The following is a 23,930-nucleotide window of genomic DNA, read 5'->3' on the forward strand; positions in this document are numbered from 1 at the left end:
CGCCACCCGGTTTATTTTTCCTGGGCCGCGGCCAACACGCTGTGCAACAGCACGTTCGCCCCTTTTTCCGACCACTCCGGCAGGATCCTTTCCGCTTCGTTATGGCTGATGCCCTTCACGCAGGGGATAAAAATCATGCTGGCAGGGGCAATTTTGCTCACATAGCAGGCGTCGTGTCCCGCGCCGGAGACCATCGGTTTCGCCGAGTAGCCCAGTTCCGCCACGGCCTTCTCCGTGCGGGCCAGACATTCGGCATCAAACGCGATGGGCGCGTAGTCAAAGATGCGCTCAACGACAGCCGCCACCCCGCGCAGGCTCAGGCTTTCAGCCACCTTATGCAGCGCCGCCTCCATGGCTTCCAGCGCCGTCTGCGCCGGATGGCGAAACTCCACGCTGCAGACCACCCGAGACGGCACGACGTTGCGCGAGTTTGGCGTAACCTGCGCCATGCCGATCGTCGCCCGTCCGTCCGGCGCATGCCGATAGCCAATCTCCTCCACCTTCAGCGCCAGCTCCGCGAAGGCGGTCAGCGCGTCGCGGCGGCTGTGCATCGGCGTGGTGCCCGCGTGGGCGGCAAACCCGTCCAGCGTCAGGGTGAACCAGCGCTGGCCCATTGCCGCGCGGACGAGCCCGATATCCAGACCTTCGTCTTCCAGAATCGGGCCCTGCTCGATGTGCAGCTCGTAGCAGGCGTAAACCGGAAACGCGCGGGCAGGGGCTTCCCCCCGGTAGCCGATGTTATCCAGGGCTTCACCCACGGTGATGCCATCGTGATCGGCGCGGGCATGGGCGTACGCTTCGCTAAATTGCCCCGTCCAGACCCCTGAAGAGAGCATGGCTGGCGCGAAGCGCGCGCCTTCTTCGTTGGTCCAGTTGACCAGCACAACGTCACGTTCCGTCTCAATGTGAAGGTCGTTGAGCGTTCGCAGCAGCTCCAGCCCGGCCAGCACGCCGTAAACCCCGTCGTAGTTCCCCCCCAGCGGCTGCGTATCCACGTGCGAACCGGTCATGACCGGGGCAAGCTGCGGATTTTTCCCCGCACGACGGATAAACATATTGCCCATGCTGTCGACGTCACAGGTAAAACCGGCGTCCAGCGCCCAGTCGCGCAGCAGATGACGCGCAACGCGATCTTCCTCGCTCATTGCCAGACGGGTGACGCCACCGGCGGGCGTACCGCCGATCTGCGCCATCATCTCAAGCGTTGACCACAGCCGTTCGGCGTTGACGCGGATCATGGCTTGTCCTTACTGCTGCGGTAGCGGAAATCACAGCACGCGCCGCCCTGCATAATGGTGGTGGTGCGGGTTAGCTCTACGTCGGGCGCATAGCCCACGATGAATTTTTCATCGCGCGCGCAGGAGAGCAGGTGACCAATTTCGCCCAGCCCCATCTCGTGGTACATCTCCGCGTAGCGACAGCGGGTCACGTTGTAGTTGTACTGCTGGTCGTCGGCGTCGATCACCTTCACGTCCAGGGCGTTATCTTTCTCCCACAGATACTGCAGGGCGATAAAGCTCTTGATGTTTGCGCCGTTGGGTTCTTTGCTGGCAAACCCTTTGCCAGCGTCAATCGCGGCCTGCTCAATGGCCTCACCAATCACCGCCTGGGCGCGGTCTTTCCCTATCTCGCGCACCAGGATTTCATAAATTGGCTTAATAATTTCGGCTTCAATTTTGCGGCGGGCGAGAATGCCCAGCTCATTATTATCACTCATCACATTGCCTCGCTGCGTTACTTCGCTTTTGCGCCGCCCAGCACGGTCTGCGGCTGCCATTTGCCGTCGACAACCTTATAGACCGTGAACGACGGCGATTTCAGGTTGCCCTCTTTATCAAACGCGATCTGTCCGGTCACGCCGGAATAGCTGATGGCGCGCAGGGCGGGCAGATAGTCGGACGGCTCAACGGAGTCTGCTTTTTCCATCGCCGCCACCAGCACGCGGGTGGCGTCATAGGCGAACGGGGCGTGCAGTTCGATATGGGTGTGGTAGCGGGACTGGTACGCCTGCTCGAACGCTTTACCACCCGGCATCTGGTCAACGGGCAGACCCGGCTCCAGCGCCACAACGCCTTCGCCTTCTTTCTGCGCCAGCTTGAGGAACGTCTGGCTGACGAATCCGCCTGCGCCCATCAGCGTGGCGTTCATGCCCAGCTGTTTGATGCGGCGCGCCAGCGGTGCGGCCTGGCTGTCGACGCCGCCGAAGAAGATCAGATCGGCGTTTTTACTGCGGATGGCGGTCAGTACGGCGCTGAAATCGACCGTTTTGTCATCCACGTACTGACGATCGACAATTTTCACGCCCTGCGCTTCCAGCGATTTAATAAACTGGTCTGCAAGCCCCTGACCAAATGCGGTACGGTCGTCGATCACCGCAATGCGTTTGGCTTTCAGGGTGTTAACCGCGTACTGACCGGCGAGCTGGCCGCCGTCATCGTCGTGGCCCATCACGCGGAAGCTGGTGTCAAAACCCTGTTGGGTATAGGCATGACCGGTTGCGACCGGCGCCACCTGGGCGATGCCTGCATCGTGATAAATGCGGGCCGCCGGAATGCTGGTGCCGGTGTTCCAGTGGCCGACCACGCCTGCCACGCCGCTATCCACCAGACGCTGCGCGACGGCTACGGCGGTGCGCGGGTCGGACTGATCGTCTTCGGACTGCAGTTTGAAGGTCACCGCTTTGCCGCCGATGGTCGGGTGCTGCTTGTTAATGTCGTCAATGGCCAGCTGCGCGCCGTTCTCCAGATCTTTCCCGATACGGGCAGACGGGCCGGTCAGCGGGCCTGCTAGTCCGATGACCACGGTTTCACCGTCAGCGGCCCACGTGGCCGTCGAGGCAAAGCTGCCGAGGAGGATAGCGGCGCTGAGCGCACTGATTTTTACTGTTTTCATTGTATTTCCCTGATGTTGGCTGGTGTGGTTAAACGGGCATTTCGCCCAAATAAATCTGTGCAATCTGGTCGTCGTTAAGCAGCGCTGTCGATTCGCCATGATGAACAATGCTGCCGCTGTCCATCACCCACGCGCTGTCGGTCACCTCCAGCGCGAGCCGGGCGTTTTGTTCGATAAGCAGCAGGGCGACGCCGCGCTCGCGCAGCCCGGCAATAACGGCAAATATGTTCTCGACCATCTTCGGGGCAAGGCCCATTGACGGCTCGTCGAGGATCAGCAGGCGCGGGCGGCTGAGCAGGGCGCGGTTAAGGGCCAGCAGCTGTTGCTCGCCGCCGGACAGCAGACCGGCAAGCTGATGCTGGCGTTCGCCCAGACGCGGGAAGCGCTCGAAAATTTCGTTCATCTCGCGCCTGATGGTGACAGTGTCACGCCTGAGCCAGGCGCCCATCTGCAGGTTTTCCAGCACCGTCATGCGGGAGAATATCCCGCGTCCCTCCGGGACCATCACCAGCCCGTCGCGAAGCAGGGTCTCCGGGCTCTGTTTACGTACCGCTTTACCGCTGAAGTCAATGCTGCCGCTAAAGCTTTCCAGCCCGGTAATGGCGCGCACGGTGGAGCTTTTCCCCGCGCCGTTAGCGCCGATCAGCGTAGCCTGTTCGCCCTCGCGCAGGGTAAAGGAGACATCGCGTACGGCCTGAATGCCGCCGTAATGCACGTCCAGACGTTCCACCTTCAGTAATTCAGACATGAGCGTGACCTCCAAGCCAGGCGGCGATCACTGCCGGGTCGCGCCGCACGCTTTCCGGCGTGCCGCTGGCGAGCGTTTTTCCGTAATCAAGGACCGTCAGGCGATCGCAGATGCCCATCACCAGCTTGACGTCATGCTCAATCATCAGCAGGGTTTTGCCGTCATCGCGGATGCGGATGAGCAGCTCGCCGAGCGCCACTTTTTCCGCCGCGTTCATCCCGGCAGCGGGTTCATCCAGCGCCAGCAGCAGCGGATCCGTTGCCAGCGCGCGGGCGATTTCAAGCCGACGCTGATGGCCATAGGCCAGGTCGCAGGCGCGATAGTGGGAGAACTGCGCAATGCCGGTATAGTCCAGCCAGTGCCAGGCCAGCTCGCGGGTCTGCTTCTCTTCCTCGCGGGCGCGTTTGTGGCGGCTCAGCGCGGCCCACAGGCCGTTACGGGTGCGCACGTGGCGGCCCACCATCACGTTTTCCAGCACCGACATCTCGTTGAAGAGGCGCACGTTCTGGAAGGTGCGGGCAATCCCGGCGGCGGTCACTTTCTCTATCTGCTTCGGGAAGTAGGGCTTATCCGCAATCGAAAATTCGCCGCTGTCCGCCGGATAAAGCCCGGTGATCAGGTTAAAGCAGGTGGTTTTTCCCGCGCCGTTGGGGCCGATCAGCCCGTAGATCTCGCCTCTGTTCACGGTAATCGAAACGTCATCCACGGCAGTCAGCCCGCCGAAGCGTTTTGTCATGTTGCGTACGGTTAACAGACTCATGCCTTCACCTCCTTGTGGCGTACCGGCCAGATGCCGGACGGGCGCACCAGCATCACCAGCACCAGTGCCAGACCGTAAAACAGCTGGCGCAGCACTTCAGGGTCAATCAGTACCGTACCGAACAGCGCCTGCTGCACCGGCGCTGCCTGGCTGCGCAGCAGTTCCGGCAGGGCGGTAAGCAGTACCGCGCCCAGGATCACGCCCGGAATGTGCCCCATACCGCCCAGCACGACCATCGCCAGTACGGCAATCGATTCCTGTAACGTGAAGGATTCCGGGGAGACAAAGCCCTGAAACGCGCCGAAAAGCGCACCCGCCACGCCGCCAAAGGAGGCGCCCATCGCAAAGGCGAGCAGCTTATAGTTACGCACGTTGATGCCCATCGCACGGGCCACATCTTCATCCTCGCGGATGGCGTGCCAGGCGCGGCCAATACGGGAATGCTGCAGGCGCAGGCAGACGAAGACGATCGCGATAATCACCAGCATCAGCAGGTAGTACCACAGCCACAGCGCGGGTACTTTGAAACCAAACCAGTGGTATACGCCGCTGAACTTCAGGCCGAACAGGTTCAGCGTATCCACTCCGGTTATGCCCTTTGCGCCGTTGGTGATGTTCACCGGACGGTCGAGGTTACGCATCAGGATGCGGATAATTTCGCCAAAGCCGAGGGTCACTATCGCCAGGTAGTCCCCGCGCAGCTTGAGCGTAGGAGCACCGAGTAAAATCCCGCAGACGGCCGCGACGAGGGCGGCCAGCGGAATAATGAGCAGATACGAGGTATGCAGCCCCTCCGGGAACCAGACGCCGAGGATCGGGAACACCTCCAGCAGGTGCGGGGAAGCCATCAGTGCCGCGAGGTAGGCGCCGACCGCGTAAAAGGCGATAAAGCCCATGTCCAGCAGGCCGGTATAGCCCACCACAATGTTAAGCCCGAGCGCCAGCATGATGTAGAGCAGGGCGAAGTCGATGACGCGCACCCAGTAGTTGCCGCCTAGCTGCGTGGCCACCACGGGCGCAATCAGCAGCGCGAGGCAGAACAGGCTCATGCCTGACCAGAATTTGCGCGTCGTCGCCGGGGTCTGGAGTTGAAGTGTTGTCATGGAATTCCTTACGCCCTGTTCGCCACGCGCTCGCCCAGCAGGCCAGCCGGACGGAAGACCAGCACCAGGATCAGCACCATAAAGGCAAAGACATCCTGATAGTTGCTGCCAAATACGCCGTGGGTCAGTTTACCCAGGTAGCCTGCGCCCAGCGCTTCGATAATGCCGAGCAGGATGCCGCCAATCATGGCGCCCCGAATGTTGCCAATGCCCCCCAGCACGGCGGCGGTAAAGGCCTTGATCCCGGGCAAAAAGCCCATCGAGAAGCTGGCGTTACCGTAGTTGCTGGCCATCATCACGCCTGCCAGCGCGGCAAATACGCCGCCAATGGCAAACGTCAGGGTAATAATGGCGTTTGGGTTAACCCCCATCAGCGTGGCCACGCGTGGGTTTTCCGCCACGGCGCGCATGCCGCGCCCCAGACGGGTGTATTCCACCAGCAGCCACAGCCCGGTCATCACCGCCAGCGCCAGGACAACGGTGACGATACCGGTGACGGTGACGATGGCAGGAGGATGCGCTTCGCTGCCGGACGTGACGGCGATAGGGTCCATCGGCAGGATCTGCGGGAACATCAGCGGGTTGCGCGTCCAGATAATCATCGCCACGGTTTGCAGCAGGACTGAAACGCCGATACCCGAGATCAGCGGCGCGAGGCGCGGCGCGTTGCGCAGTCGACGGTAGGCAAAGCGTTCCACGGCCATCGCCAGCAGGGCGCAGACGGCCATGGCAATCATCAGGGCAACGCCGAGCTGCAACAGCTGCGGCATATGCGGGAAGGTGGTATTCAGGGCGTTAATGGCGGAGAGCGTGGTGAGCGCGCCGACCATCAGAATATCGCCGTGAGCAAAGTTAATAATGCGCAAAATGCCATACACCATGGTATAGCCCAGCGCGATCAGCGCGTAGATGCTTCCCAGCATCACACCGTTGATCAGTTGTTGTATGAGTGTATCCAACGTCTGTACCCGCAAAGTGCTCGTTCTGCGACTACCATCCAATAAATGAATAAAATTGTAAAATACACATCTATTATTTCTTATGATAAATAGATATTGTTCTATCTTTATGATTTATATAAATATAATGAAGACCTGTTTTTGGGTGAAAAGCCTAAAGAAATCAACATATGAATAAAACAGAACAATTGGTTGGCCTGCCTGCGTATGCAGAAAGTCGCCTTGCAAACGATCCGCCGCTTCGGGCTGTGCGTGCCTTTGAGGCCATCGCCCGGCTGGGCAGCGTCACGCTGGCCGCGCAGGAGCTGGACATTTCTCCGTCGGCCGTCAGCCATCAGCTCAGGGTGCTCGAAGGGTACCTGCAAATGCCGCTGACGGAGCGTCAGGGGCGCAGGCTGGTGCTGAGCCAGCACGGGCGGGAATATTACCGCTCGATCCGTGCGGCGTTTAACGTGCTGCGCCAGGCGACGGAGCATCTGGCGGAGCAGGCGCAAACGCGTCAGGTCACCATCAGCCTGATCCCGCTTTTTGGTATGGGGTGGTTTATCCCGCGCTTGCCTGCGTTCATGCGCGCCAATCCCCAAACCGAGATCAATGTGGTGTATGCCAACCATCGTAACTATCTGAGCGACGCGTCGGATATGTCGATTCGTTTTGGCAACGGCCAGTGGGCGGGCTATCAGAGTGAAAAGCTGATTTCCGGACAGATGGTGCCGGTGTGCAGCCGCGCGTTTTTGCGCATTCACGGCCATATCGACACGCCTGAGCAACTGCTGCAGATGCCGCTGCTGCACGATGAGGAGCGCACGACGTGGGCGCAGTGGTTTGTACAGCAGGGGGTGAAGCGTCCCGTTCGCCGCAGCGGTCCAATGTTTGAGGACGGTCTGCTGACGCTGGCGGGCGTACAGGCGGGTCTGGGGTGCGCGCTGATGCGGGAGCCGCTGATTGCGCCGTATCTTGAGAGCGGCGATCTGGTAAAGATCTTTGACCTACCGATTGATGACGGACGCGACTACTACCTCTGCGTGCGCTCAGATTCAGAGATGACCGAGGACGGCAAGCTGCTGCAAAACTGGCTGCGGCGGGCAGCGGGCGGGGAGTCGTCTGGCGGGTAAAAGAGGGCGATAAAAAAGCCAGCTGTTCAGCTGGCTTTTGGAGAGACAAGATTTAGAACTGGTAGGTCAGACCCAGCGCTACGATGTTGTCGGTACCGATGCCTGCCTGGCGAGTGAACGTGTTGTCATCGAGCAGGTTGATTTTGTAATCCACGTAGGTGGACATGTTTTTGTTAAAATAATAGGTCGTGCCAACATCGATGTATTTCACCAGATCCTGGTCGCCGAAGTTTTCGATGTCTTTGCCTTTAGACTGCAGGTAAGCGATAGACGGACGCAGGCCAAAGTCGAACTGATACTGGGCCACAACTTCGAAGTTTTGCGCCTTATTTGCAAAGCCGTAAATGTCGGTACGCTTGTTGTTAGAGGTACCGAAACGGGTTGCATTGTAGGTCTGAGAGTACTGTGCCGCGAGGTAAATGTTGTTCGCGTCGTATTTCACACCGCCGCTGTATACTTCTGCGCGGTCGCCTTCACCGTATACGCCAGCCGCATTCTGGTCAGCGGTACGACGGGAGGAAGACATTGCACCACCTACGCTGAAGCCTTCGCCCAGATCGTAAGTCAGGGATGCGCCATAGCCGTCACCGTTCTGGTTCAGCAGGCTGCGGCCGCTGGTGTTTTCACCACTTACGCTGCCGTTTTTACCCTGATACTGCAGAGCAAAGTTCAGGCCGTCAACCAAACCGAAGAAGTCCTGATTACGGTAGGTTGCCACGCCGTTAGCACGAGACTGCAGGAAGTTGTCGGCACCGTAGGTGTCACCGCCGAATTCTGGCAGAACGTCGGTCCAGGAGGTCACGTCGTAAATCACGCCGTAGTTACGACCATAATCGAATGAACCTGCTTCCGCGAACTTCAGACCTGCAAACGCCACACGAGTCCAGGACTGGTTGTCGCCTTCGTCTTTGTTGCCCTGAATCTGGTATTCCCACTGGCCGTAACCGGACAGCTGATCGTTAACCTGGGTTTCACCCTTGAAGCCGATACGCATGTAGGTTTTATCGCCATCTGCGCCAGCATCATCAGAGAAATAGTGCAGACCTGTCACTTTACCGTACAGATCCAGTTTGTTACCGTCTTTGTTGTAAATTTCGGCAGCGTTAACAACGCCTGCTGCCAGCATGGAAGTGACTGCCACTGCAACTAATTTAAGTTTCATCTTAAATGTTCCTTATAATTTTTTTCGGTATTTCCTGAACCACTTTGAACGATTTCTAAACGAGGCTGTTCGTCAATGGCATGCTATTCTTAAAAATCTCGTAGTCTTATTTCAATAATAAGTTTCAAAATATTAGAGATAATTTCAATTAGTGTGATCTCGATCGTGTGAGAAGGCGATCATTCAAACAATATGGTCGGAATTTATACGATTAATAGTTATTTAGTCAGTGGGATTATTGCTTTTACTATAATTTCTGATGGTTTTTGTTTATCGCGTTAAATTTCGCAATTTCCGAGGGTTTAATGAGGGTGGTATTGCTACTTTTCTTTAAAAACAATGGGTTGTTTTAATTTTTCAGCGTCTATTCCGCATATTATCATAAAACTGTCAGAGCTGAATTATTGCACGCCATGCTATCCAGAGCGTTAATATTCATCACTCACTAATTTCATTGGGTTGTCAGTTTGTGTCAACTCGCTTCAGGTGGCTTTACAGAAGGCGTTCAATATAAACCGAACTTAAACAGATGCTCTATTATCATGATAAATATTCTGATGTCTGATCACATTTTAAATTTATGTTAATTATGTTGCCGGGTTGAAATTCCCCCGGCCAGTCGAGCAGCGTTATTTTCGTGTGGCGTACCAGCAGAGCAACGACCCGGCGCAGACCATCAGCGCGCCTTGCCAGAACGAGAATGATAGGGGGGAGCTTAGCACCGCGGCGGCAAGCGCGGCAGAAAGCACGGGGGTAAAATAGGATACGGCAGCCAGAACCGTGACGTTACCGTGCAGGATGCCAATATTCCAGGCGGCGTAACCAAACCCAAGCGCGATACCGCACATAACCAGCTTCACTGCTACCGGAAGCGTGAACACCATGTCGGGCTGATCGCTCAGGGCATATTTCACCCACAGACTCAGCGCGGTCAGCAAAACAAACAGGGTGATGCCATTTTGCCCTTTCGCAAATTTGCTGGTGACGGTGCAATAGGCGGCCCAGATAAAGGCCCCGGCAAACGCCAGCGCATAGCTCAGAGGGCTGGAAACGACATTGCGGGTTATTTCCTCAAGGTGTAATCCTTCTTCGCCGCCCAATACCCAGCACACGCCCAGCAGCGAAATGAGCAAGCCGGGGATCACCCACAGGGTAGATTTTTGCCCGTTGAACAAAATCGCAAATACGATCGTCAGGCTCGGCCAAAGGTAATTGACCATACCGACTTCAATCGCCTGCGCGCGCGTGGCGGCATAGCCCAGCGACAGCGCCAGACATATTTCGTAGCTGACAAATAAAACGCTGCCGGCAATAAGATAGCGGGGAGAAAACCGTCGGATATCAGGAAATCCTACCGTCACCAGACACAGTAATCCGCTGAGGGTGTAAATCATCGCGGCACCGCCAACAGGGCCCAATCCCTCACTCACGCTGCGAATAAGGCCGACCATGGTGCTCCATAGCAGTATTGCCGCCAGCCCAATAAGCGTTGCTCTCTTTCTGTCCATTACTCGCCATCACAATAAAAACTAAAGGAAAAATGTATCGCATTACGCCTGTCGCTGTCGTGAATTATTCTCTTAAGCCGTTAATCAAAAAGGGGTAATGAAACGTTGCGGAGGTGACTATTAAGGGGGGGAAGGCTGATGACCTTGATTTGACGCAAAAAAATCAGGGGCTTTGCTGTTAGTTTGCGGCGCGAAGTCTTTTCAGATAACGAGGACAGCAATGGACGTCAGCCGCAGACAATTTTTTAAAATCTGCGCGGGCGGTATGGCCGGAACAACAGCCGCAATGCTGGGATTTGCTCCCAAAATGGCGCTGGCTCAGGCACGCAACTATAAACTGCTGCGCGCCAAAGAGATCCGTAACACCTGCACATACTGCTCCGTGGGTTGTGGGCTTTTAATGTATAGCCTGGGCGATGGCGCGAAGAACGCCAGAGAAGCGATTTATCACATTGAAGGGGATCCGGATCATCCGGTGAGCCGCGGGGCGTTATGCCCGAAAGGGGCGGGGCTGCTGGACTACGTCCACAGCGAAAACCGCCTGCGCTACCCCGAATACCGCGCGCCGGGCTCCGACAAATGGCAGCGTATCTCCTGGGATGAGGCCTTCTCCCGTATTGCGAAATTGATGAAAGCCGACCGCGACGCCAACTTTATTGAAAAGAATGCGCAGGGCGTGACGGTCAACCGCTGGCTTTCCACCGGCATGCTATGCGCCTCGGCGGCCAGTAATGAAACCGGCATGCTGACGCAAAAATTTGTGCGCTCGCTCGGCATGCTGGCGGTAGACAACCAGGCGCGCGTCTGACACGGACCAACGGTAGCAAGTCTTGCTCCAACATTTGGTCGCGGTGCGATGACCAACCACTGGGTTGATATCAAAAACGCGAACGTCGTGGTGGTGATGGGCGGTAACGCCGCTGAAGCCCATCCGGTGGGGTTCCGCTGGGCGATGGAAGCGAAAAACAACAACGATGCGACGCTTATCGTCGTCGATCCGCGCTTTACGCGTACGGCATCGGTGGCCGATATCTATGCGCCGATCCGCTCCGGTACGGACATTACGTTCCTGTCCGGCGTGCTGCTGTACCTGATCGAAAACAACAAAATTAACGCGGAATACGTTAAGCACTACACCAACGCGAACCTGCTGGTGCGGGATGATTTTGCCTTCGAAGACGGGCTGTTTAGCGGCTATGGCGCCGAAAAACGCCAGTACGATAAAACGTCCTGGAACTATCAGTTCGATGAAAACGGCTATGCGATGCGCGATGAAACGCTCACGCATCCGCGCTGCGTGTGGAACCTGCTGAAGCAGCATGTTTCCCGCTATACGCCGGACGTCGTGGAGAACATCTGCGGCACGCCGAAAGCGGACTTCCTGAAGGTGTGTGAAGTGCTGGCTTCCACCAGCGCCGCCGACAGAACCACCACGTTCCTGTACGCGCTGGGCTGGACGCAGCACACCGTGGGCGCGCAGAACATCCGTACCATGGCGATGATCCAGCTGCTGCTCGGCAACATGGGCATGGCGGGGGGCGGCGTGAACGCGCTGCGCGGCCACTCAAACATTCAGGGCCTGACCGATCTCGGTCTGCTCTCCACCAGCCTGCCGGGCTATCTGACGCTGCCGTCTGAAAAACAGACGGATTTGCAAAGCTATCTGGCGGCGAACACGCCAAAAGCGACGCTGCCGGATCAGGTGAACTACTGGAGCAACTATCCGAAATTCTACGTCAGCCTGATGAAATCCTTCTACGGCGATGCGGCGCAGAAAGAGAACGACTGGGGCTTTGAGTGGCTGCCGAAGTGGGATCAGGCTTACGACGTTATCAAGTATTTCAACATGATGGATAAGGGCGAGGTGACGGGGTACATCTGCCAGGGCTTTAACCCTGTTGCGTCCTTCCCGGATAAAAACAAAGTCGTTCGCAGCCTGAGCAAGCTGAAGTACATGGTCGTTATCGATCCGCTGGTGACCGAGACCTCCACCTTCTGGCAGAACCACGGGGAATCTAACGATGTCGATCCGGCCTCGATTCAGACCGAAGTGTTCCGCCTGCCGTCCACCTGCTTTGCGGAAGAGGACGGCTCCATTGCCAACTCTGGCCGCTGGCTGCAGTGGCACTGGAAAGGGCAGGACGCCCCGGGCGAAGCGCGAAACGACGGCGAAATCCTGGCCGGGATTTACCACCGCCTGCGCGAAATGTACCGCACCGAAGGCGGCAAAGGCGCTGAGCCGCTGCTGAAGATGAGCTGGCACTACAAGCAGCCGGATCGTCCCGAGTCTGAGGAAGTCGCGAAAGAGAACAACGGCGTGGCGCTGGCGGATCTCTACGACGCCAACGGCAACCTGGTGGCGAAGAAAGGCCAGCTGCTGAACAGCTTCGCGCTGCTGCGTGACGACGGTACCACGGCATCATCCTGCTGGATCTACACCGGCAGCTGGACGGAGCAGGGTAACCAGATGGCCAACCGCGACAACGCTGACCCGTCAGGCCTGGGCAACACGCTGGGCTGGGCTTGGGCATGGCCGCTGAACCGTCGCGTGCTGTACAACCGTGCGTCCGCCGACGTGAACGGCAAGCCGTGGGATCCGAAACGGATGTTGATCCAGTGGAACGGGGCGAAGTGGACGGGGAACGATATCCCGGACTACAGCACCGCCGCGCCGGGCAGCAACACCGGGCCGTTTATCATGCAGCCGGAAGGGCTGGGGCGCCTGTTCGCCCTCAACAAGCTGGCGGAAGGGCCGTTCCCGGAACACTACGAGCCGATGGAAACGCCGCTCGGCACCAACCCGCTGCACCCGAACGTGGTCTCAAGCCCGGTGGTGCGGATCTACGAAGACGACGTGCTGCGCCTGGGCAAAAAGGACAAGTTCCCGTATGTAGGGACGACCTACCGCCTGACCGAGCATTTCCATACCTGGACCAAGCACGCGCGGCTTAACGCCATCGCGCAGCCGGAACAGTTTGTGGAGATAAGCGAAACGCTGGCGAAGGCGAAAGGCATCGCCAACGGCGACCGCGTGAAGGTGAGCAGCAAGCGCGGCTTTATCCGCGCGGTGGCGGTGGTCACCCGCCGCCTGCAGTCGCTGAACGTGCACGGCCAGCAGGTGGAAACCGTTGGTATCCCGTTGCACTGGGGCTTTGAAGGGGTGGCGCAGAAAGGCTACATCGCCAATACCCTGACGCCAAACGTCGGCGATTCCAACTCGCAAACGCCGGAGTATAAAGCGTTTCTGGTCAACATCGAGAAAGCGTAAGGAGCGATTAAATGGCGATGGAAACACAAGACATAATTAAACGCTCCGCGACCAACCCGATCACTCCCGCGCCTCGCGCGCGGGACTACAAGGCAGAGGTCGCCAAGCTTATCGACGTCTCCTCCTGCGTGGGCTGTAAGGCCTGTCAGGTGGCCTGTTCGGAGTGGAACGATATTCGCGACGAGGTAGGGCACTGCGTTGGGGTGTACGACAATCCGGCGGATCTGAGTGCCAAATCCTGGACGGTGATGCGCTTTAGCGAAACCGGCCAGAACGGCAGGCTGGAGTGGCTGATCCGCAAGGACGGCTGCATGCACTGTGAAGATCCGGGCTGCCTGAAGGCGTGCCCGTCTGCCGGGGCAATTATCCAGTACGCCAACGGGATCGTCGATTTCCAGCAGGACAACTGCATCGGCTGCGGGTACTGCATCGCGGGCTGCCCGTTTAATATCCCGCGCCTCAATAAAGAGGATAACCGGGTATACAAATGCACCCTGTGCGTGGACCGCGTCAGCGTCGGGCAGGAGCCTGCCTGCGTGAAGACCTGTCCAACCGGCGCCATTCACTTTGGCACCAAAAAAGAGATGCTGGACGTGGCGCAGGAACGCGTCGATAAGCTCAAAGCGCGGGGCTACGACAAAGCGGGCGTTTACAACCCGCAGGGCGTGGGCGGTACGCACGTGATGTATGTGCTGCACCATAGCGACCAGCCGGAGCTGTACCACAATCTGCCGAAGGATCCGGCGATCGATACCTCCATCAACCTGTGGAAAGGTGCGCTCAAGCCGCTCTCCGCGGCGGGCTTTATCGCTACCTTTGCCGGGCTGATTTATCACTACATCGGTATCGGGCCAAACAAAGAGGTGGATGACGACGAGGAGGAGCATCATGAGTAAGTCGAAAATGATAGTGCGCACCAAATTTGTCGATCGCGCCTGCCACTGGACGGTAGTGATCTGCTTCTTCCTGGTGGCGGTATCGGGAATTTCGTTCTTCTTCCCGACGCTGCAGTGGCTGACCGAAACCTTCGGTACGCCGCAGATGGGGCGCATTCTGCACCCGTTCTTCGGCGTGCTGATTTTCGTGGTGCTGATGTTTATGTTCGTGCGCTTCGTTCATCACAATATTCCGGACAAGCAGGATATCCCGTGGGTGAAAGGGATCGTTGAAGTCCTGAAGGGTAACGAGCACAAAGTCGCGAAGGTGGGGAAATACAACGCCGGGCAGAAGATGATGTTCTGGACCATCATGAGCATGATTTTTGTGCTGCTGGTGACCGGGGTGATGATCTGGCGTCCGTATTTTGCACACTACTTCCCGATACAGGTGATTCGCTACGCGCTGCTGATCCACGCGACGTCGGCCATCATCCTGATTCATGCCATCCTGATCCATATGTATATGGCGTTCTGGGTGAAAGGATCGATTAAAGGCATGATTGAAGGGAAGGTGAGCCACCGCTGGGCGCAGAAACACCACCCGCGCTGGTATCGTGATGTGGAACGGCTGGAGGCGAAACAGGAAAGTACGGAAGGGATGAAGTAAAACCTGCGCCGTCGGCTCTGCCCGGCGGCGCTGCGCTTGCGCGGACCTACCTCTGCTATTTCAGAATCGCTCCTCCACATACCGGAACGGGTATTTCGTGGGTTTGACTTTGCCGATTTTGCGCTTCGGTAAATCCACCTTGTCGACGTGAATTTCTTTATACGGGATCTGCGAAAGCAGATGCGAAATAATATTCAGGCGCACGCGTTTTTTATCCTCTGAACGCGCCACAAACCACGGCGCCCAGGCGGTGTCGGTGGCTTCAAACATGGCGTCGCGCGCGCGGGTGTACTCGTCCCAAAGGTTAAAGGATTTAATATCCATCGGCGACAGCTTCCAGATCTTACGCCCATCGTTAATACGGTCGCGCAGGCGGCGCTCCTGCTCTTTCGGCGTCACCTCCAGCCAGTATTTCAGCAGGATAATGCCGGCATCAACCATCGCTTTTTCCATAACCGGCGCGCCGTCTAAAAATTTCTCCGCCTGTTCTTCCGTGCAGAACCCCATCACCCGTTCCACGCCCGCGCGGTTATACCAGCTGCGATCGAAGATCACGATTTCGCCCGCCGAAGGCAGGTGGGGCACATAGCGCTGGAAGTAGAGCTGGCTTTTTTCTTTTTCCGTCGGGGCAGGGAGCGCAACAACGCGAAACACGCGCGGGCTGACGCGCTCGGTGATCGCTTTAATGGTGCCGCCTTTGCCGGCGCCATCGCGTCCTTCAAAAACAATACACACTTTTAACCCTTTGGCGACGACCCACTGCTGGAGCTTAACCAGTTCGACGTGCAGGCGGCGGAGCTCTTTTTCATACTCTTTGGTCTTAAGCGGTGCATTCGATACGACATCAACAGCGACAGGGGTTTTCTTTTTGCTTCCCATGATTGTCATCCTCAGGTTGTTCGGCACGGAAAAAGCGAGGCCGCACTATGAAGTGTAATCCACCTGATATTATGCGTATTGTTTTTAGGTAATTAATGTCACGACACTTTTTTAAGCAGATACAGAGGTATTAACGAAGGTGCTTAGCACCTGTTTCCCTATGCAGATGCAATAAAATCAGCACATTTAATCCCGCGCTCTGTATGTGGTTAATGTGATAATTTCATTCTTATTTACTTAAAGGAACTAAGAATGAGTTGGAATAAAGACGCTGCGGTTTCGTATCTCCGTTCACACGCTCTGGGACGCTCTCATAGTGAATGTGCTAAGTTTACCCGCCTTGCCATTCTGGCTGGCGGTGTTAAGGTAGCGAACACAGATTATGCAAAAGATTATGGGGTTGAATTATTACGTGCTGGATTCAGTGAGCTGCCGCCCGGTTCAACGTTAATTGCTGGTGATGTGGCCGTGATACAGCCATACCCTGGTGGAAATGGCATAGGTCACATGACTATGTATGACGGTACACAATGGATTTCTGATTTCGTTCAAAAAAGTATGTATCCGGGGCCTGGATACCGCAAAATGCAACCATCCTTTAAAATTTACAGGATGCATTGATGAAAAGGATATTGTTATCATTCGTTATGTTGCTGGTGGGATGTAGTTCGGCTGCTAATCAAGAACGTAGTGCACAAGACGCTACTGAATCATTTTATAAATCCTATCTTTCCGTATTCGGCAGCGATGAAGCCAGGCCTTATCCTGCCGACGAACTGCGTAAATATGTTTCTGCTGATACTATTGCTCGTATCAATGCTATTCAGGAAATCTCTGAACAAGAGTTAATAGAGTCTGACTATTTTACGTATACACAAGATTACTCCCGTGAATGGATACCTGCGTTACGAGTGGAAAACGCCAGACCATTTTTAAACGGTGAAGTAGTCCACGTCATTGAAGGGGCGGGTAACGGGAGAAGCATCCATCTTGAGGTATTTCTTCGTCGTGAAGATGATGCATGGAAAATCTACCGCGTTCGTGACGTAACGAACAATCATGAGCATCCTATTTTCAATGCTGGCGCGATTACATGCGCTAAAGCAGCGGCAGAAAGCACACCGTAAAAGCCAGACCTTAAACCCTTTAAAGCCCTGACGCCTGCCGGGGCTTTTTGTTTGCCAATCCCACCGCGTAGCAGTTGGAGAAAACTCCTGAATCAATGGATTAACCTGTCAGCCATCTGATTTGAACTGGCTCACCATACAAGATTATTCAATAATGCCCGCTGCGAGTGATTAACCCGTGGTTGAGGTATGAAAAAGACAATATTTTCGTTGGCGCTTGGCACATTTGGCCTGGGCATGGCTGAATTTGGCATCATGGGCGTGTTAACCGAGCTGGCGCATGACACCGGTATTTCGATTCCCTCCGCCGGGAATATGATCTCGTTTTATGCCTTCGGCGTGGTGATTGGCGCCCCGATTGTGGCGCTCTTCTCCGGCAAGTTCTCGTTAAAAACCACGCTGCTGTTTCTGGTGGCGATGTGCGCTGTTGGCAACGCCCTGTTTACGTTTTCTACGTCATATTTCTGGCTGGCGCTGGGGCGGCTGATTTCCGGTTTTCCGCACGGCGCGATTTTCGGCGTCGGGGCGATAATCCTCTCCAAAATTGCGCCGCCGGGGAAGGTGACGGTCGCGGTGGCCGGGATGATCGCCGGAATGACCGTCGCCAACCTGGTGGGTGTGCCGCTCGGCACCTGGCTGGGGCACCAGTTCAGCTGGCGTTATACCTTTTTCCTGATAGCCCTGTTCGATGCGCTGGTGATCCTCTCGGTGCTGATCTGGGTGCCGGACATTCATGACAAATCAGAAATTAAACTGACCGAGCAGTTCCAGTTCCTGAAGAAACCGGAGCCCTGGCTGATTTTTGCCGCTACCATGTTTGGTAACGCCGGTGTATTCGCGTGGTTCAGCTTCGTCAAACCGTTTATGGTCAACGTTTCTGGCTTCTCCGAAGGCATGATGACGATCATCATGATGCTGATGGGCCTTGGCATGGTGTTGGGCAATCTGTTGAGCGGCAAGCTCTCGGGGCGCTTTAGCCCGCTGCGCATTGCGGCGACTACCGACATGGTGATTGTCGCCTCGCTGCTGCTGCTTTTTGCCTGCGGTGAACTGAAAACGGCCTCGCTGGTGATGGGCTTTATCTGCTGTGCCGGGCTGTTTGCGCTCTCCGCGCCGCTGCAAATCCTGCTTCTGCAAAATGCGAAGGGCGGCGAGATGCTGGGGGCGGCCGGAGGGCAGATGGCGTTTAATCTCGGCAGCGCGATCGGAGCGTACTTTGGTGGGATGATGATTACCCTCGGCTTTAGCTGGCGCTACGTCACGCTGCCTGCGGCGTTACTCTCGTTCTCGGCCATGAGTGCATTACTGATCTACGGTTACCTGCGGGCCAGGCAGGCTCAGGCTAACGCTCGCGCGCTAGCCTTATGGAAATCAGGCTAGCCAGGGCTCGCCCAGGGTCAGCATCAGGCGGTTGGCCCAGGCGAAGAACGCGGCGGACTGTACCAGATCAAGCTGGGCTAAGGTGTCCAGCCCCTCTTTTTCCAGCGCGGCAAGGTGCAGCGGCGTGGCGGCAGGCGGCGTAACTGACAGCGCCGCGGCAAAATTAATCTCCGCCTGCCAGCGCGCAGACTGCCCCTCGCTCAGGGACTGTCCCGGACGCACGGCCAGCAGGGCCTCTACCGCCGCGTCATCCTTAGACAGCTGGCTGGCTTTCCGCGCATGGACAGATGCGCAGTAAATGCAGCCGTTGATTTTACTGGTGACCGTTGCCGCCAGCTCGCGTTCGGCGCGCGGTAATCCTCCCGGTGTATAAAAAATCCCTTTATCCGTTAGCGTGCGCTGTTCAAGCACCGGCAGGTTGCGCCCCAGCAGGCGGAAATAGTCGGAATCGGTGTGGCCAAACTTCGCCAGTATAGCAACCTCGTCATCACGAAAATCCGCCAGCGGTTTGGCGGCGATCCACGGCTCCCAGCCCAGCTCCTGCTGGGTGAAGGCGACGGGAGCCGCCTTCCCGGTGGCCGTGGTGGCGGTCGTGTGCCAGACGCCCGCCGCTAACGGCGCATCGCTTGTGGCGACGGGCCTGTCGTTCAGCAGCCGCAGCCCGGCAATCAGTCGGCTCTGGAAGCTGACAAAGGCGATAAGCTGCGCCAAGGTCACGATGCCTTCCTTGCTCCAACCCGCCTGGATCAGCGCCCTTAACGATGTCGGCGTGGCTTCGACGGGGGAGAAGGTCAGCAGGCGCGCGAAATTCAGCGCCGGGGTCAGACGGTCTGAGGTCGGGTCTGCCAGGCCAAATCCCGCATAGTGCGCGGCCAGCGCCTCCGCGTTGTGCCACCTGGCAACTTTTGCCGCGACGGCGAAGCGCTCGTCCAGCGCAAAATCGCTATCCTGCTGGGTAAATAAGATTTCGTAGCTGCCCTGGGCGTGGCGCGTGGCGGCGTCCCGCGTGGCGCGCGCCTCTGCCAGAGGGGAACCGGGTTTGATTTCCGCCAGCTCGGCGAGAATGTCGTGACTTAATGACATAGGTGTCTCCTCAAAGGATGTGGGGGGCAATATGTTCGGCGATCAGTTCGATGGAGCGCAGGGTGTCTCGATGGGTGGGCTCGACCGAATGGACCTGGAATGAGATGTCCGTGGCGCGCCGGAGAACGGAATCGGCCTGCAGCGAACGCAGCACCGTCTCGGGCGAACCGATGTGGGCGTCGAACTGGCGACGAAAATCGGTGACGGTGTCACCTTTAACCGCGTGTCCGGCAGCGCGATGCTGCTGGGCCTGTCTGGCGAGACCCGGCGTCGCAACCTTCAGCGCATAGTCATCGCTGTCGGCGACGAATGCCGTACGGGAGGCCAGAATACGCGGTGCGATACCGGCAGGCAGAGCCTCAAGGTAGGCATCCACAATCGGGTTCTGGATCGCGTCGAGCGTGAGATCCAACTGGTCTGCCGGACGCGGCTGCGTGCGGGAGAGCATCAAACCGTGTCCGGCCCGCGCGGCGCGAACGGCGCCGTCGACGGAAAAGGTGGCAATCCAGATCCTGTCAGCCAGCTGTGGCGCTGGCGGGTAGAGGTGGTTATCCGGATGGGTAAGCGAATCCCCGCGCCAGGCGCTCTGGATCACATGTAAATGGTCGGCAAAGGCCGCGCCGCGCTGTTCAAACGTCAGTCCGAACGGCAGGAAAGAGGTCGGCGTGCCGCCCGAACCAAAACCGACTTCGAGACGTCCATCGGCGAGTAAATCCAGCACCGCCGCATCTTCCGCCACGCGCAGCGGGTTTTCCATCGGCAGGGTGATGATGGCCGTGCCCAGCCGAATGGTTTCGGCATGCGCCGCAACGTGGGCCAGAAACAGCAGCGGCGACGGCAGGCCGCCTTCATTCTCATGGAAGTGGTGCTGGGCAATCCAGGCGCTGTCAAAACCGTGGCGTTCAGCGTGGCGGATCTGTTCTGTAGCCAGTCGATAGCGCTCTTTCGGCGTGGCGTCGTCAAGCAGGCGGGTGAAAAATCCCAGGCGTTTTCGCGTCATGCGAACTCCTCCGTAGCGGGTGAAAAATGGGGAATGGCGGCAATCAGCTCGCGGGTATAGTCGTTCTGCGGTGATGTGAATAAGGTCTCGACGTCACCGTGTTCGACCACCTGACCGCTGCGCAGCACCGTGACGCTGTGGGCGATCCGGCGAACGGTAGAGAGATCGTGCGTGATGAACAGGTAGGTTAATCCCAGCTGCTGCTGCAGCTGCTGAAGCAGCGCCAGGATCTGCGCCTGGACGGTGACGTCCAGCGCGGAGGTGGCTTCGTCCAGCACCAGAATGGTCGGCTCCAGGATCAGCGCCCGGGCGATGGCCACGCGCTGGCGCTGCCCGCCTGAAAGCTCTCTGGCGGTGCGGGTCAGGAGTTCGACGGGCAGGGCAACCCGCTGCGCCACGGTCTCCACCCGGGCCTTTCGCTCCGCCTTGGCGAGGCGAGAAAAGTTCTTCAGGGGCTCTTCGATGATCTCGAACAGCGTCTGACGCGGGTCGAGAGAGGCGAACGGGTTCTGGTAAACAAACTGGATCTTCTGGCGCAGCTGACGGCGGGCCTCGCGGCTGAGGTCGGTGGCATCAATGTCATCAATAATGACCTGTCCGCTGTCCGCCTGTTCAAAGCCCAGCAAAATACGGGCGAGGGTGGTTTTCCCGGAGCCGGATTCACCGACCAGCGCGTGCGTGCTGCCGCGTCTGACGTCAAACGTCACCCGATCCAGCGCCTGCAGCTGATGACCTTTACCCAGCGAGAACCGTTTGCTGATGGCGCGGGCGCGAATGGCCGGTGACGCCAGCGGAAGGCCCGCTACCGGGGCGATGGTCAGGCGCTGGCCCTGAAGATCGCTCAGCAGCTGACGGGTGTAGGCGTGCTGCGGCGTGCGGACGATATCGGCGGTGTCGCCATGCTCCTGAACCTCACCGTTGCGAAACACCAGCAGCCTGTCCGCGCGCTGGGCTGCCAGGGCCAGATCGTGGGTGACAAACAGAACGGCGGTGCCCGATTCCCGGCGCAGGATATCCAGCAGGTCGAGAATGCGTTTTTGCACCGTCACGTCCAGCGCGCTGGTGGGTTCATCGGCAATGATGACGTCCGGGCTCAGGGCAATGGCGATGGCAATCAGCACGCGCTGTTTCATCCCGCCGGAGAGCTGATGCGGATACTGCTTCATGCGCTGTTCGGGGTGGCTCAGGCCGACCTTTTTCAGCAGGGCGAGCACCTGCTCGTCGCGTTGGGCGTGAGTCACCTTCTGGTGCAGCTGAATAATTTCCCCGACCTGCGCGCCGATCGTCTTTACCGGATTGAGTGAATTACCCGGATCCTGCGGAACCAGGCTGATTCGCGCGCCGCGAAGGGTATCGAGACGCTTCGCTGACCACCGGCTAATCTCCTCGCCGTTGAGCACGATTTTCCCCGCATCCCGACGGGCGTTATCCGCCAGCAGGCCAATGATCGCCTGTGCCGTGGTCGTTTTGCCGGAACCGGATTCGCCGACAAAGGCCAGCATTTCCCCCCGCCGGAGGGTGAAGCTGACGTTATGCACCACCTCGCGCCACCGGCGCGCGGTACGGTAGCTGATGGTCAGGTTTTCTACCGAGAGTACGGTCATTTCAGGCCTCCGCTGAACTGCTGGCTGATACGGTTGGTGGCAAGCACGACGGCGATGACGACCACGCCGGGGAAGGTGGTTAGCCACCAGGCGGTAGAGAGATAGTTACGGCCTTCGGCGATCAATAAGCCCCATTCCGGAACGGGCGGCGGGGTGCCGTAGCCGAGAAAGCTCAGCGTGGAGAGGGCCAGAATGGCCTGACCAAACTGCAGCGTGGCAAAGGCAAGGACGGCGGTTAAGGCGTTGGGCAGGGTATGTCGCCACAGCACCGCCAGGAACGTCCCGCCGCTGCCAAACGCCGCCTCGACATAATCCGTATGGCGGATGCGCACCACTTCACCGCGCGCGAGGCGGGCGAAGCTGGCAATGGAAGCCACGCCGACGGCAATGGCGGCGTTAACGGTGCCAAACCCGAGCAGAATAATGACCGTCAGCGAGAGCAGCAGAGACGGAATGGACAACAGCACGTCGACAAAACGCATCAGGAAAGACTCGACGCGTCCTCCGAACGCCCCGGCGATCACCCCGAGACCGGTGCCCACCACCAGCCCCATCGTGACGGCAGCGAGCGCCGCGCTCAGGGAGTGGGACGCACCGTACACAATACGGGTGTAAACATCGCGGCCAAGCTGATCGGTGCCGAGCCAGTGGCCCGCCTGCGGCGCCAGACGTTGCGCTCCGGCGATGCCCTCAATCGGGCTGTAGTGGGTTAACAGGCCGGGGGCTACGGCGGCAAAAATCGCGAGAATAATCACCGCCCACGCCAGCCACAGTCCCGGCTGCCACGCGACGCCCTGCCAGCCGGGAACGCGTTTTCGCGCCGCGGCAGCGTAATCGACCAGGCTCATGATGCACCTCCGGTAACGGTTTGCAGACGGGGATCCAGCAGCGGCATCAGCAGGTCCACCAGCAGATTGATCAGGACAAAGCCGAGGGCGGAAATCATCACCACCGCCTGAAGCACGGCGATGTCCTGGTTATTTACCGCCTGCTGGGTCAGCTGCCCGAGCCCGCTGCGGCCAAATACGGTTTCGGTGATTAGCGCTCCGGCAATCAGCTCGCCCAGCAGCAGCCCGGCAATATTGAGTACCGGCAGCAGGGCGTTGCCGGTGACGTGACGCCACAGGACGGCGGTTTCACTCAGCCCTTTGGCGCGGGCCACGGCGACAAACGGCTGCGTCGCCACCTGGTCCAGGCTGCGCATCAGGATTTGCGCCAGCGGGGCGGAGATCGGGATCGCGACGGTCACGATCGGCAGGATCAGCCCCTGCAGCGGCGTCGGGTTAATCACCGGGATCAGCCGCAGCTGGAAAGAAAAGAGCTGGATGAGGGCAATCCCCAGCCAGAACGTCGGTAAGGAGATAAACAGGACCGGTAGAGACTGGAGAGTATTACTTAGCCAGCGCAGACCCGGCAGACGCGACGCAAAGGCCAGCGCAAACGCCAGCAGGACCGCGAGTAAAAAGGCGGGCAGGGCGAGGCTCAGGGTATCCGGCAGATTGCTGGCAATCAGCTCGCTGACCGGCACGCCGGCCTGTAACGAGTAGCCGAAATCCCCGCGCAGCATCGCCAGCAGCGTGTGGCCGTACTGCTGCCACAGCGGACTGTCCGCGCCGTAGGCCACGCGCATCTCCTCGATTTGCGCCGGGCTTAAGCCCAGGTCCGGGTTCTGAAATTTAATCAGCACCGCGTCGCCCGGCAGCACCTGGAGCAACACGAACGAGAGGGTAAAGGCGGCCCACAGTACCAGCAGCCCGTGCCCAAAGCGTTGAAGAAGTGCGTGGCGCATCGTCAGCT

Annotated in this window: 22 protein-coding genes; 7 read left to right on the plus strand and 15 right to left on the minus strand. The window is 58.2% G+C overall.

Going from position 1 to position 23,930, the window contains the following annotated elements; genetic code table 11:
• Positions 1-11 precede the first annotated feature (11 nt).
• Genes FHC52_RS07235 through FHC52_RS07265 form a run of 7 tightly spaced genes read right to left on the minus strand, consistent with a single transcriptional unit; the run spans position 12 to position 6,462 of the window.
• Entirely contained in the window at positions 12-1,238 is a 1,227-nt protein-coding gene (locus FHC52_RS07235; protein WP_220419997.1) for a Zn-dependent hydrolase, read from the minus strand.
• Positions 1,235-1,717, minus strand: coding sequence for an L-2-amino-thiazoline-4-carboxylic acid hydrolase (locus FHC52_RS07240; protein ID WP_045333844.1), 483 nt, complete (start codon positions 1,715-1,717; stop codon positions 1,235-1,237). Before FHC52_RS07240 ends, FHC52_RS07235 begins: the two co-directional genes overlap by 4 nt.
• A 17-nt stretch (positions 1,718-1,734) precedes the next feature.
• A complete protein-coding gene (locus FHC52_RS07245; RefSeq protein WP_220419998.1) occupies positions 1,735-2,892 on the minus strand; it encodes a branched-chain amino acid ABC transporter substrate-binding protein in 1,158 nt (385 codons plus the stop codon).
• 28 nt (positions 2,893-2,920) lie between these two features.
• On the minus strand, positions 2,921-3,640 hold the full coding sequence (locus FHC52_RS07250) for an ABC transporter ATP-binding protein (protein ID WP_045333841.1): 720 nt from the start codon (positions 3,638-3,640) through the stop codon (positions 2,921-2,923).
• The gene (locus FHC52_RS07255) at positions 3,633-4,400 is read right to left on the minus strand and encodes an ABC transporter ATP-binding protein (protein WP_220419999.1); all 768 of its coding nucleotides are present in this window, start codon (positions 4,398-4,400) and stop codon (positions 3,633-3,635) included. The genes FHC52_RS07250 and FHC52_RS07255 overlap by 8 nt, the downstream gene beginning before the upstream one ends.
• Positions 4,397-5,503 (minus strand): branched-chain amino acid ABC transporter permease, encoded by a 1,107-nt coding sequence (locus FHC52_RS07260; protein ID WP_021240204.1) that lies wholly within the window; start codon positions 5,501-5,503, stop codon positions 4,397-4,399. Before FHC52_RS07260 ends, FHC52_RS07255 begins: the two co-directional genes overlap by 4 nt.
• 8 nt (positions 5,504-5,511) lie before the next feature.
• The gene (locus FHC52_RS07265; protein ID WP_032635720.1) at positions 5,512-6,462 is read right to left on the minus strand and encodes a branched-chain amino acid ABC transporter permease; all 951 of its coding nucleotides are present in this window, start codon (positions 6,460-6,462) and stop codon (positions 5,512-5,514) included.
• Positions 6,463-6,632: 170 nt separating this feature from the next.
• On the opposite strand from FHC52_RS07265, the gene FHC52_RS07270 reads away from it, so the two are divergent.
• Positions 6,633-7,577 (plus strand): LysR substrate-binding domain-containing protein, encoded by a 945-nt coding sequence (locus FHC52_RS07270; RefSeq protein ID WP_023327551.1) that lies wholly within the window; start codon positions 6,633-6,635, stop codon positions 7,575-7,577.
• A 52-nt stretch (positions 7,578-7,629) separates the two neighbouring features.
• Here FHC52_RS07270 and FHC52_RS07275 read toward each other — a convergent pair whose 3' ends face one another.
• On the minus strand, positions 7,630-8,739 hold the full coding sequence (locus FHC52_RS07275; protein ID WP_023327550.1) for a porin OmpC: 1,110 nt from the start codon (positions 8,737-8,739) through the stop codon (positions 7,630-7,632).
• A gap of 629 nt (positions 8,740-9,368) precedes the next feature.
• Positions 9,369-10,247 carry an aromatic amino acid DMT transporter YddG gene (gene yddG / locus FHC52_RS07280; protein ID WP_023327549.1) on the minus strand — a complete coding sequence of 293 codons (879 nt, stop codon included), beginning with the start codon at positions 10,245-10,247 and terminating at the stop codon, positions 9,369-9,371.
• 220 nt (positions 10,248-10,467) lie between these two features.
• Between yddG and fdnG the strand changes: the two genes are divergently transcribed.
• The 3 genes from fdnG to fdnI are packed head-to-tail and all read left to right on the plus strand — an operon-like array spanning position 10,468 to position 15,060.
• A complete protein-coding gene (gene fdnG / locus FHC52_RS07285) occupies positions 10,468-13,515 on the plus strand; it encodes a formate dehydrogenase-N subunit alpha (RefSeq protein ID WP_220420000.1) in 3,048 nt (1,015 codons plus the stop codon).
• 11 nt (positions 13,516-13,526) lie between these two features.
• On the plus strand, positions 13,527-14,411 hold the full coding sequence (gene fdxH, locus FHC52_RS07290) for a formate dehydrogenase subunit beta (protein WP_023327547.1): 885 nt from the start codon (positions 13,527-13,529) through the stop codon (positions 14,409-14,411).
• On the plus strand, positions 14,404-15,060 hold the full coding sequence (gene fdnI, locus FHC52_RS07295; protein ID WP_220420001.1) for a formate dehydrogenase-N subunit gamma: 657 nt from the start codon (positions 14,404-14,406) through the stop codon (positions 15,058-15,060). The genes fdxH and fdnI overlap by 8 nt, the downstream gene beginning before the upstream one ends.
• 60 nt (positions 15,061-15,120) lie before the next feature.
• On the opposite strand, the gene ppk2 is transcribed toward fdnI, so the two are convergent.
• Positions 15,121-15,939, minus strand: coding sequence for a polyphosphate kinase 2 (gene ppk2, locus FHC52_RS07300; RefSeq protein WP_023327546.1), 819 nt, complete (start codon positions 15,937-15,939; stop codon positions 15,121-15,123).
• 252 nt (positions 15,940-16,191) lie between these two features.
• On the opposite strand from ppk2, the gene FHC52_RS07305 reads away from it, so the two are divergent.
• The 3 genes from FHC52_RS07305 to araJ all read left to right on the plus strand — a co-directional run bounded on the left by FHC52_RS07305 (position 16,192) and on the right by araJ (position 18,446).
• Positions 16,192-16,560, plus strand: a complete 369-nt coding sequence (locus FHC52_RS07305; RefSeq protein WP_021240196.1) for a hypothetical protein — start codon at positions 16,192-16,194, stop codon at positions 16,558-16,560.
• Positions 16,560-17,066: a YbjP/YqhG family protein gene (locus FHC52_RS07310; RefSeq protein WP_023327545.1), complete on the plus strand. Its 507-nt coding sequence runs from the start codon at positions 16,560-16,562 to the stop codon at positions 17,064-17,066. Before FHC52_RS07305 ends, FHC52_RS07310 begins: the two co-directional genes overlap by 1 nt.
• A gap of 189 nt (positions 17,067-17,255) precedes the next feature.
• The gene (gene araJ / locus FHC52_RS07315; protein WP_032651930.1) at positions 17,256-18,446 is read left to right on the plus strand and encodes an MFS transporter AraJ; all 1,191 of its coding nucleotides are present in this window, start codon (positions 17,256-17,258) and stop codon (positions 18,444-18,446) included.
• On the opposite strand, the gene FHC52_RS07320 is transcribed toward araJ, so the two are convergent.
• Genes FHC52_RS07320 through FHC52_RS07340 form a run of 5 tightly spaced genes read right to left on the minus strand, consistent with a single transcriptional unit; the run spans position 18,438 to position 23,922 of the window.
• On the minus strand, positions 18,438-19,529 hold the full coding sequence (locus tag FHC52_RS07320; RefSeq protein ID WP_032651928.1) for an alkylhydroperoxidase domain protein: 1,092 nt from the start codon (positions 19,527-19,529) through the stop codon (positions 18,438-18,440). The genes araJ and FHC52_RS07320 overlap by 9 nt on opposite strands.
• Positions 19,530-19,539: 10 nt before the next feature.
• Complete coding sequence (locus tag FHC52_RS07325) at positions 19,540-20,529, minus strand: putative FMN-dependent luciferase-like monooxygenase (RefSeq protein ID WP_039025271.1); 990 nt, start codon at positions 20,527-20,529, stop codon at positions 19,540-19,542.
• On the minus strand, positions 20,526-22,133 hold the full coding sequence (locus FHC52_RS07330; RefSeq protein ID WP_032651924.1) for an ABC transporter ATP-binding protein: 1,608 nt from the start codon (positions 22,131-22,133) through the stop codon (positions 20,526-20,528). The genes FHC52_RS07325 and FHC52_RS07330 overlap by 4 nt, the downstream gene beginning before the upstream one ends.
• Positions 22,130-22,981, minus strand: a complete 852-nt coding sequence (locus FHC52_RS07335) for an ABC transporter permease (protein ID WP_039025269.1) — start codon at positions 22,979-22,981, stop codon at positions 22,130-22,132. The genes FHC52_RS07330 and FHC52_RS07335 overlap by 4 nt, the downstream gene beginning before the upstream one ends.
• Complete coding sequence (locus FHC52_RS07340) at positions 22,978-23,922, minus strand: ABC transporter permease (RefSeq protein ID WP_023327539.1); 945 nt, start codon at positions 23,920-23,922, stop codon at positions 22,978-22,980. The genes FHC52_RS07335 and FHC52_RS07340 overlap by 4 nt, the downstream gene beginning before the upstream one ends.
• Positions 23,923-23,930: the final 8 nt, after the last annotated feature.

The sequence above is a fragment of the Enterobacter sp. EC_64 genome, from assembly GCF_019584165.1.
GTDB classification, from domain to species: Bacteria; Pseudomonadota; Gammaproteobacteria; order Enterobacterales; family Enterobacteriaceae; genus Enterobacter; species Enterobacter roggenkampii.

Bases quoted from the DNA above. Each gene is read 5' to 3' on its own strand.
- FHC52_RS07235 (WP_220419997.1), bottom strand. From the start codon at position 1,238: ATGATCCGCGTCAACGCCGAACGGCTGTGGTCAACGCTTGAGATGATG.
- FHC52_RS07240 (WP_045333844.1), bottom strand. From the start codon at position 1,717: ATGAGTGATAATAATGAGCTGGGCATTCTCGCCCGCCGCAAAATTGAA.
- FHC52_RS07245 (WP_220419998.1), bottom strand. From the start codon at position 2,892: ATGAAAACAGTAAAAATCAGTGCGCTCAGCGCCGCTATCCTCCTCGGC.
- FHC52_RS07250 (WP_045333841.1), bottom strand. From the start codon at position 3,640: ATGTCTGAATTACTGAAGGTGGAACGTCTGGACGTGCATTACGGCGGC.
- FHC52_RS07255 (WP_220419999.1), bottom strand. From the start codon at position 4,400: ATGAGTCTGTTAACCGTACGCAACATGACAAAACGCTTCGGCGGGCTG.
- FHC52_RS07260 (WP_021240204.1), bottom strand. From the start codon at position 5,503: ATGACAACACTTCAACTCCAGACCCCGGCGACGACGCGCAAATTCTGG.
- FHC52_RS07270 (WP_023327551.1), top strand. From the start codon at position 6,633: ATGAATAAAACAGAACAATTGGTTGGCCTGCCTGCGTATGCAGAAAGT.
- FHC52_RS07275 (WP_023327550.1), bottom strand. From the start codon at position 8,739: ATGAAACTTAAATTAGTTGCAGTGGCAGTCACTTCCATGCTGGCAGCA.
- yddG (WP_023327549.1), bottom strand. From the start codon at position 10,247: ATGGACAGAAAGAGAGCAACGCTTATTGGGCTGGCGGCAATACTGCTA.
- fdxH (WP_023327547.1), top strand. From the start codon at position 13,527: ATGGCGATGGAAACACAAGACATAATTAAACGCTCCGCGACCAACCCG.
- fdnI (WP_220420001.1), top strand. From the start codon at position 14,404: ATGAGTAAGTCGAAAATGATAGTGCGCACCAAATTTGTCGATCGCGCC.
- ppk2 (WP_023327546.1), bottom strand. From the start codon at position 15,939: ATGGGAAGCAAAAAGAAAACCCCTGTCGCTGTTGATGTCGTATCGAAT.
- FHC52_RS07305 (WP_021240196.1), top strand. From the start codon at position 16,192: ATGAGTTGGAATAAAGACGCTGCGGTTTCGTATCTCCGTTCACACGCT.
- FHC52_RS07310 (WP_023327545.1), top strand. From the start codon at position 16,560: ATGAAAAGGATATTGTTATCATTCGTTATGTTGCTGGTGGGATGTAGT.
- araJ (WP_032651930.1), top strand. From the start codon at position 17,256: ATGAAAAAGACAATATTTTCGTTGGCGCTTGGCACATTTGGCCTGGGC.
- FHC52_RS07320 (WP_032651928.1), bottom strand. From the start codon at position 19,529: ATGTCATTAAGTCACGACATTCTCGCCGAGCTGGCGGAAATCAAACCC.
- FHC52_RS07325 (WP_039025271.1), bottom strand. From the start codon at position 20,529: ATGACGCGAAAACGCCTGGGATTTTTCACCCGCCTGCTTGACGACGCC.
- FHC52_RS07330 (WP_032651924.1), bottom strand. From the start codon at position 22,133: ATGACCGTACTCTCGGTAGAAAACCTGACCATCAGCTACCGTACCGCG.
- FHC52_RS07335 (WP_039025269.1), bottom strand. From the start codon at position 22,981: ATGAGCCTGGTCGATTACGCTGCCGCGGCGCGAAAACGCGTTCCCGGC.
- FHC52_RS07340 (WP_023327539.1), bottom strand. From the start codon at position 23,922: ATGCGCCACGCACTTCTTCAACGCTTTGGGCACGGGCTGCTGGTACTG.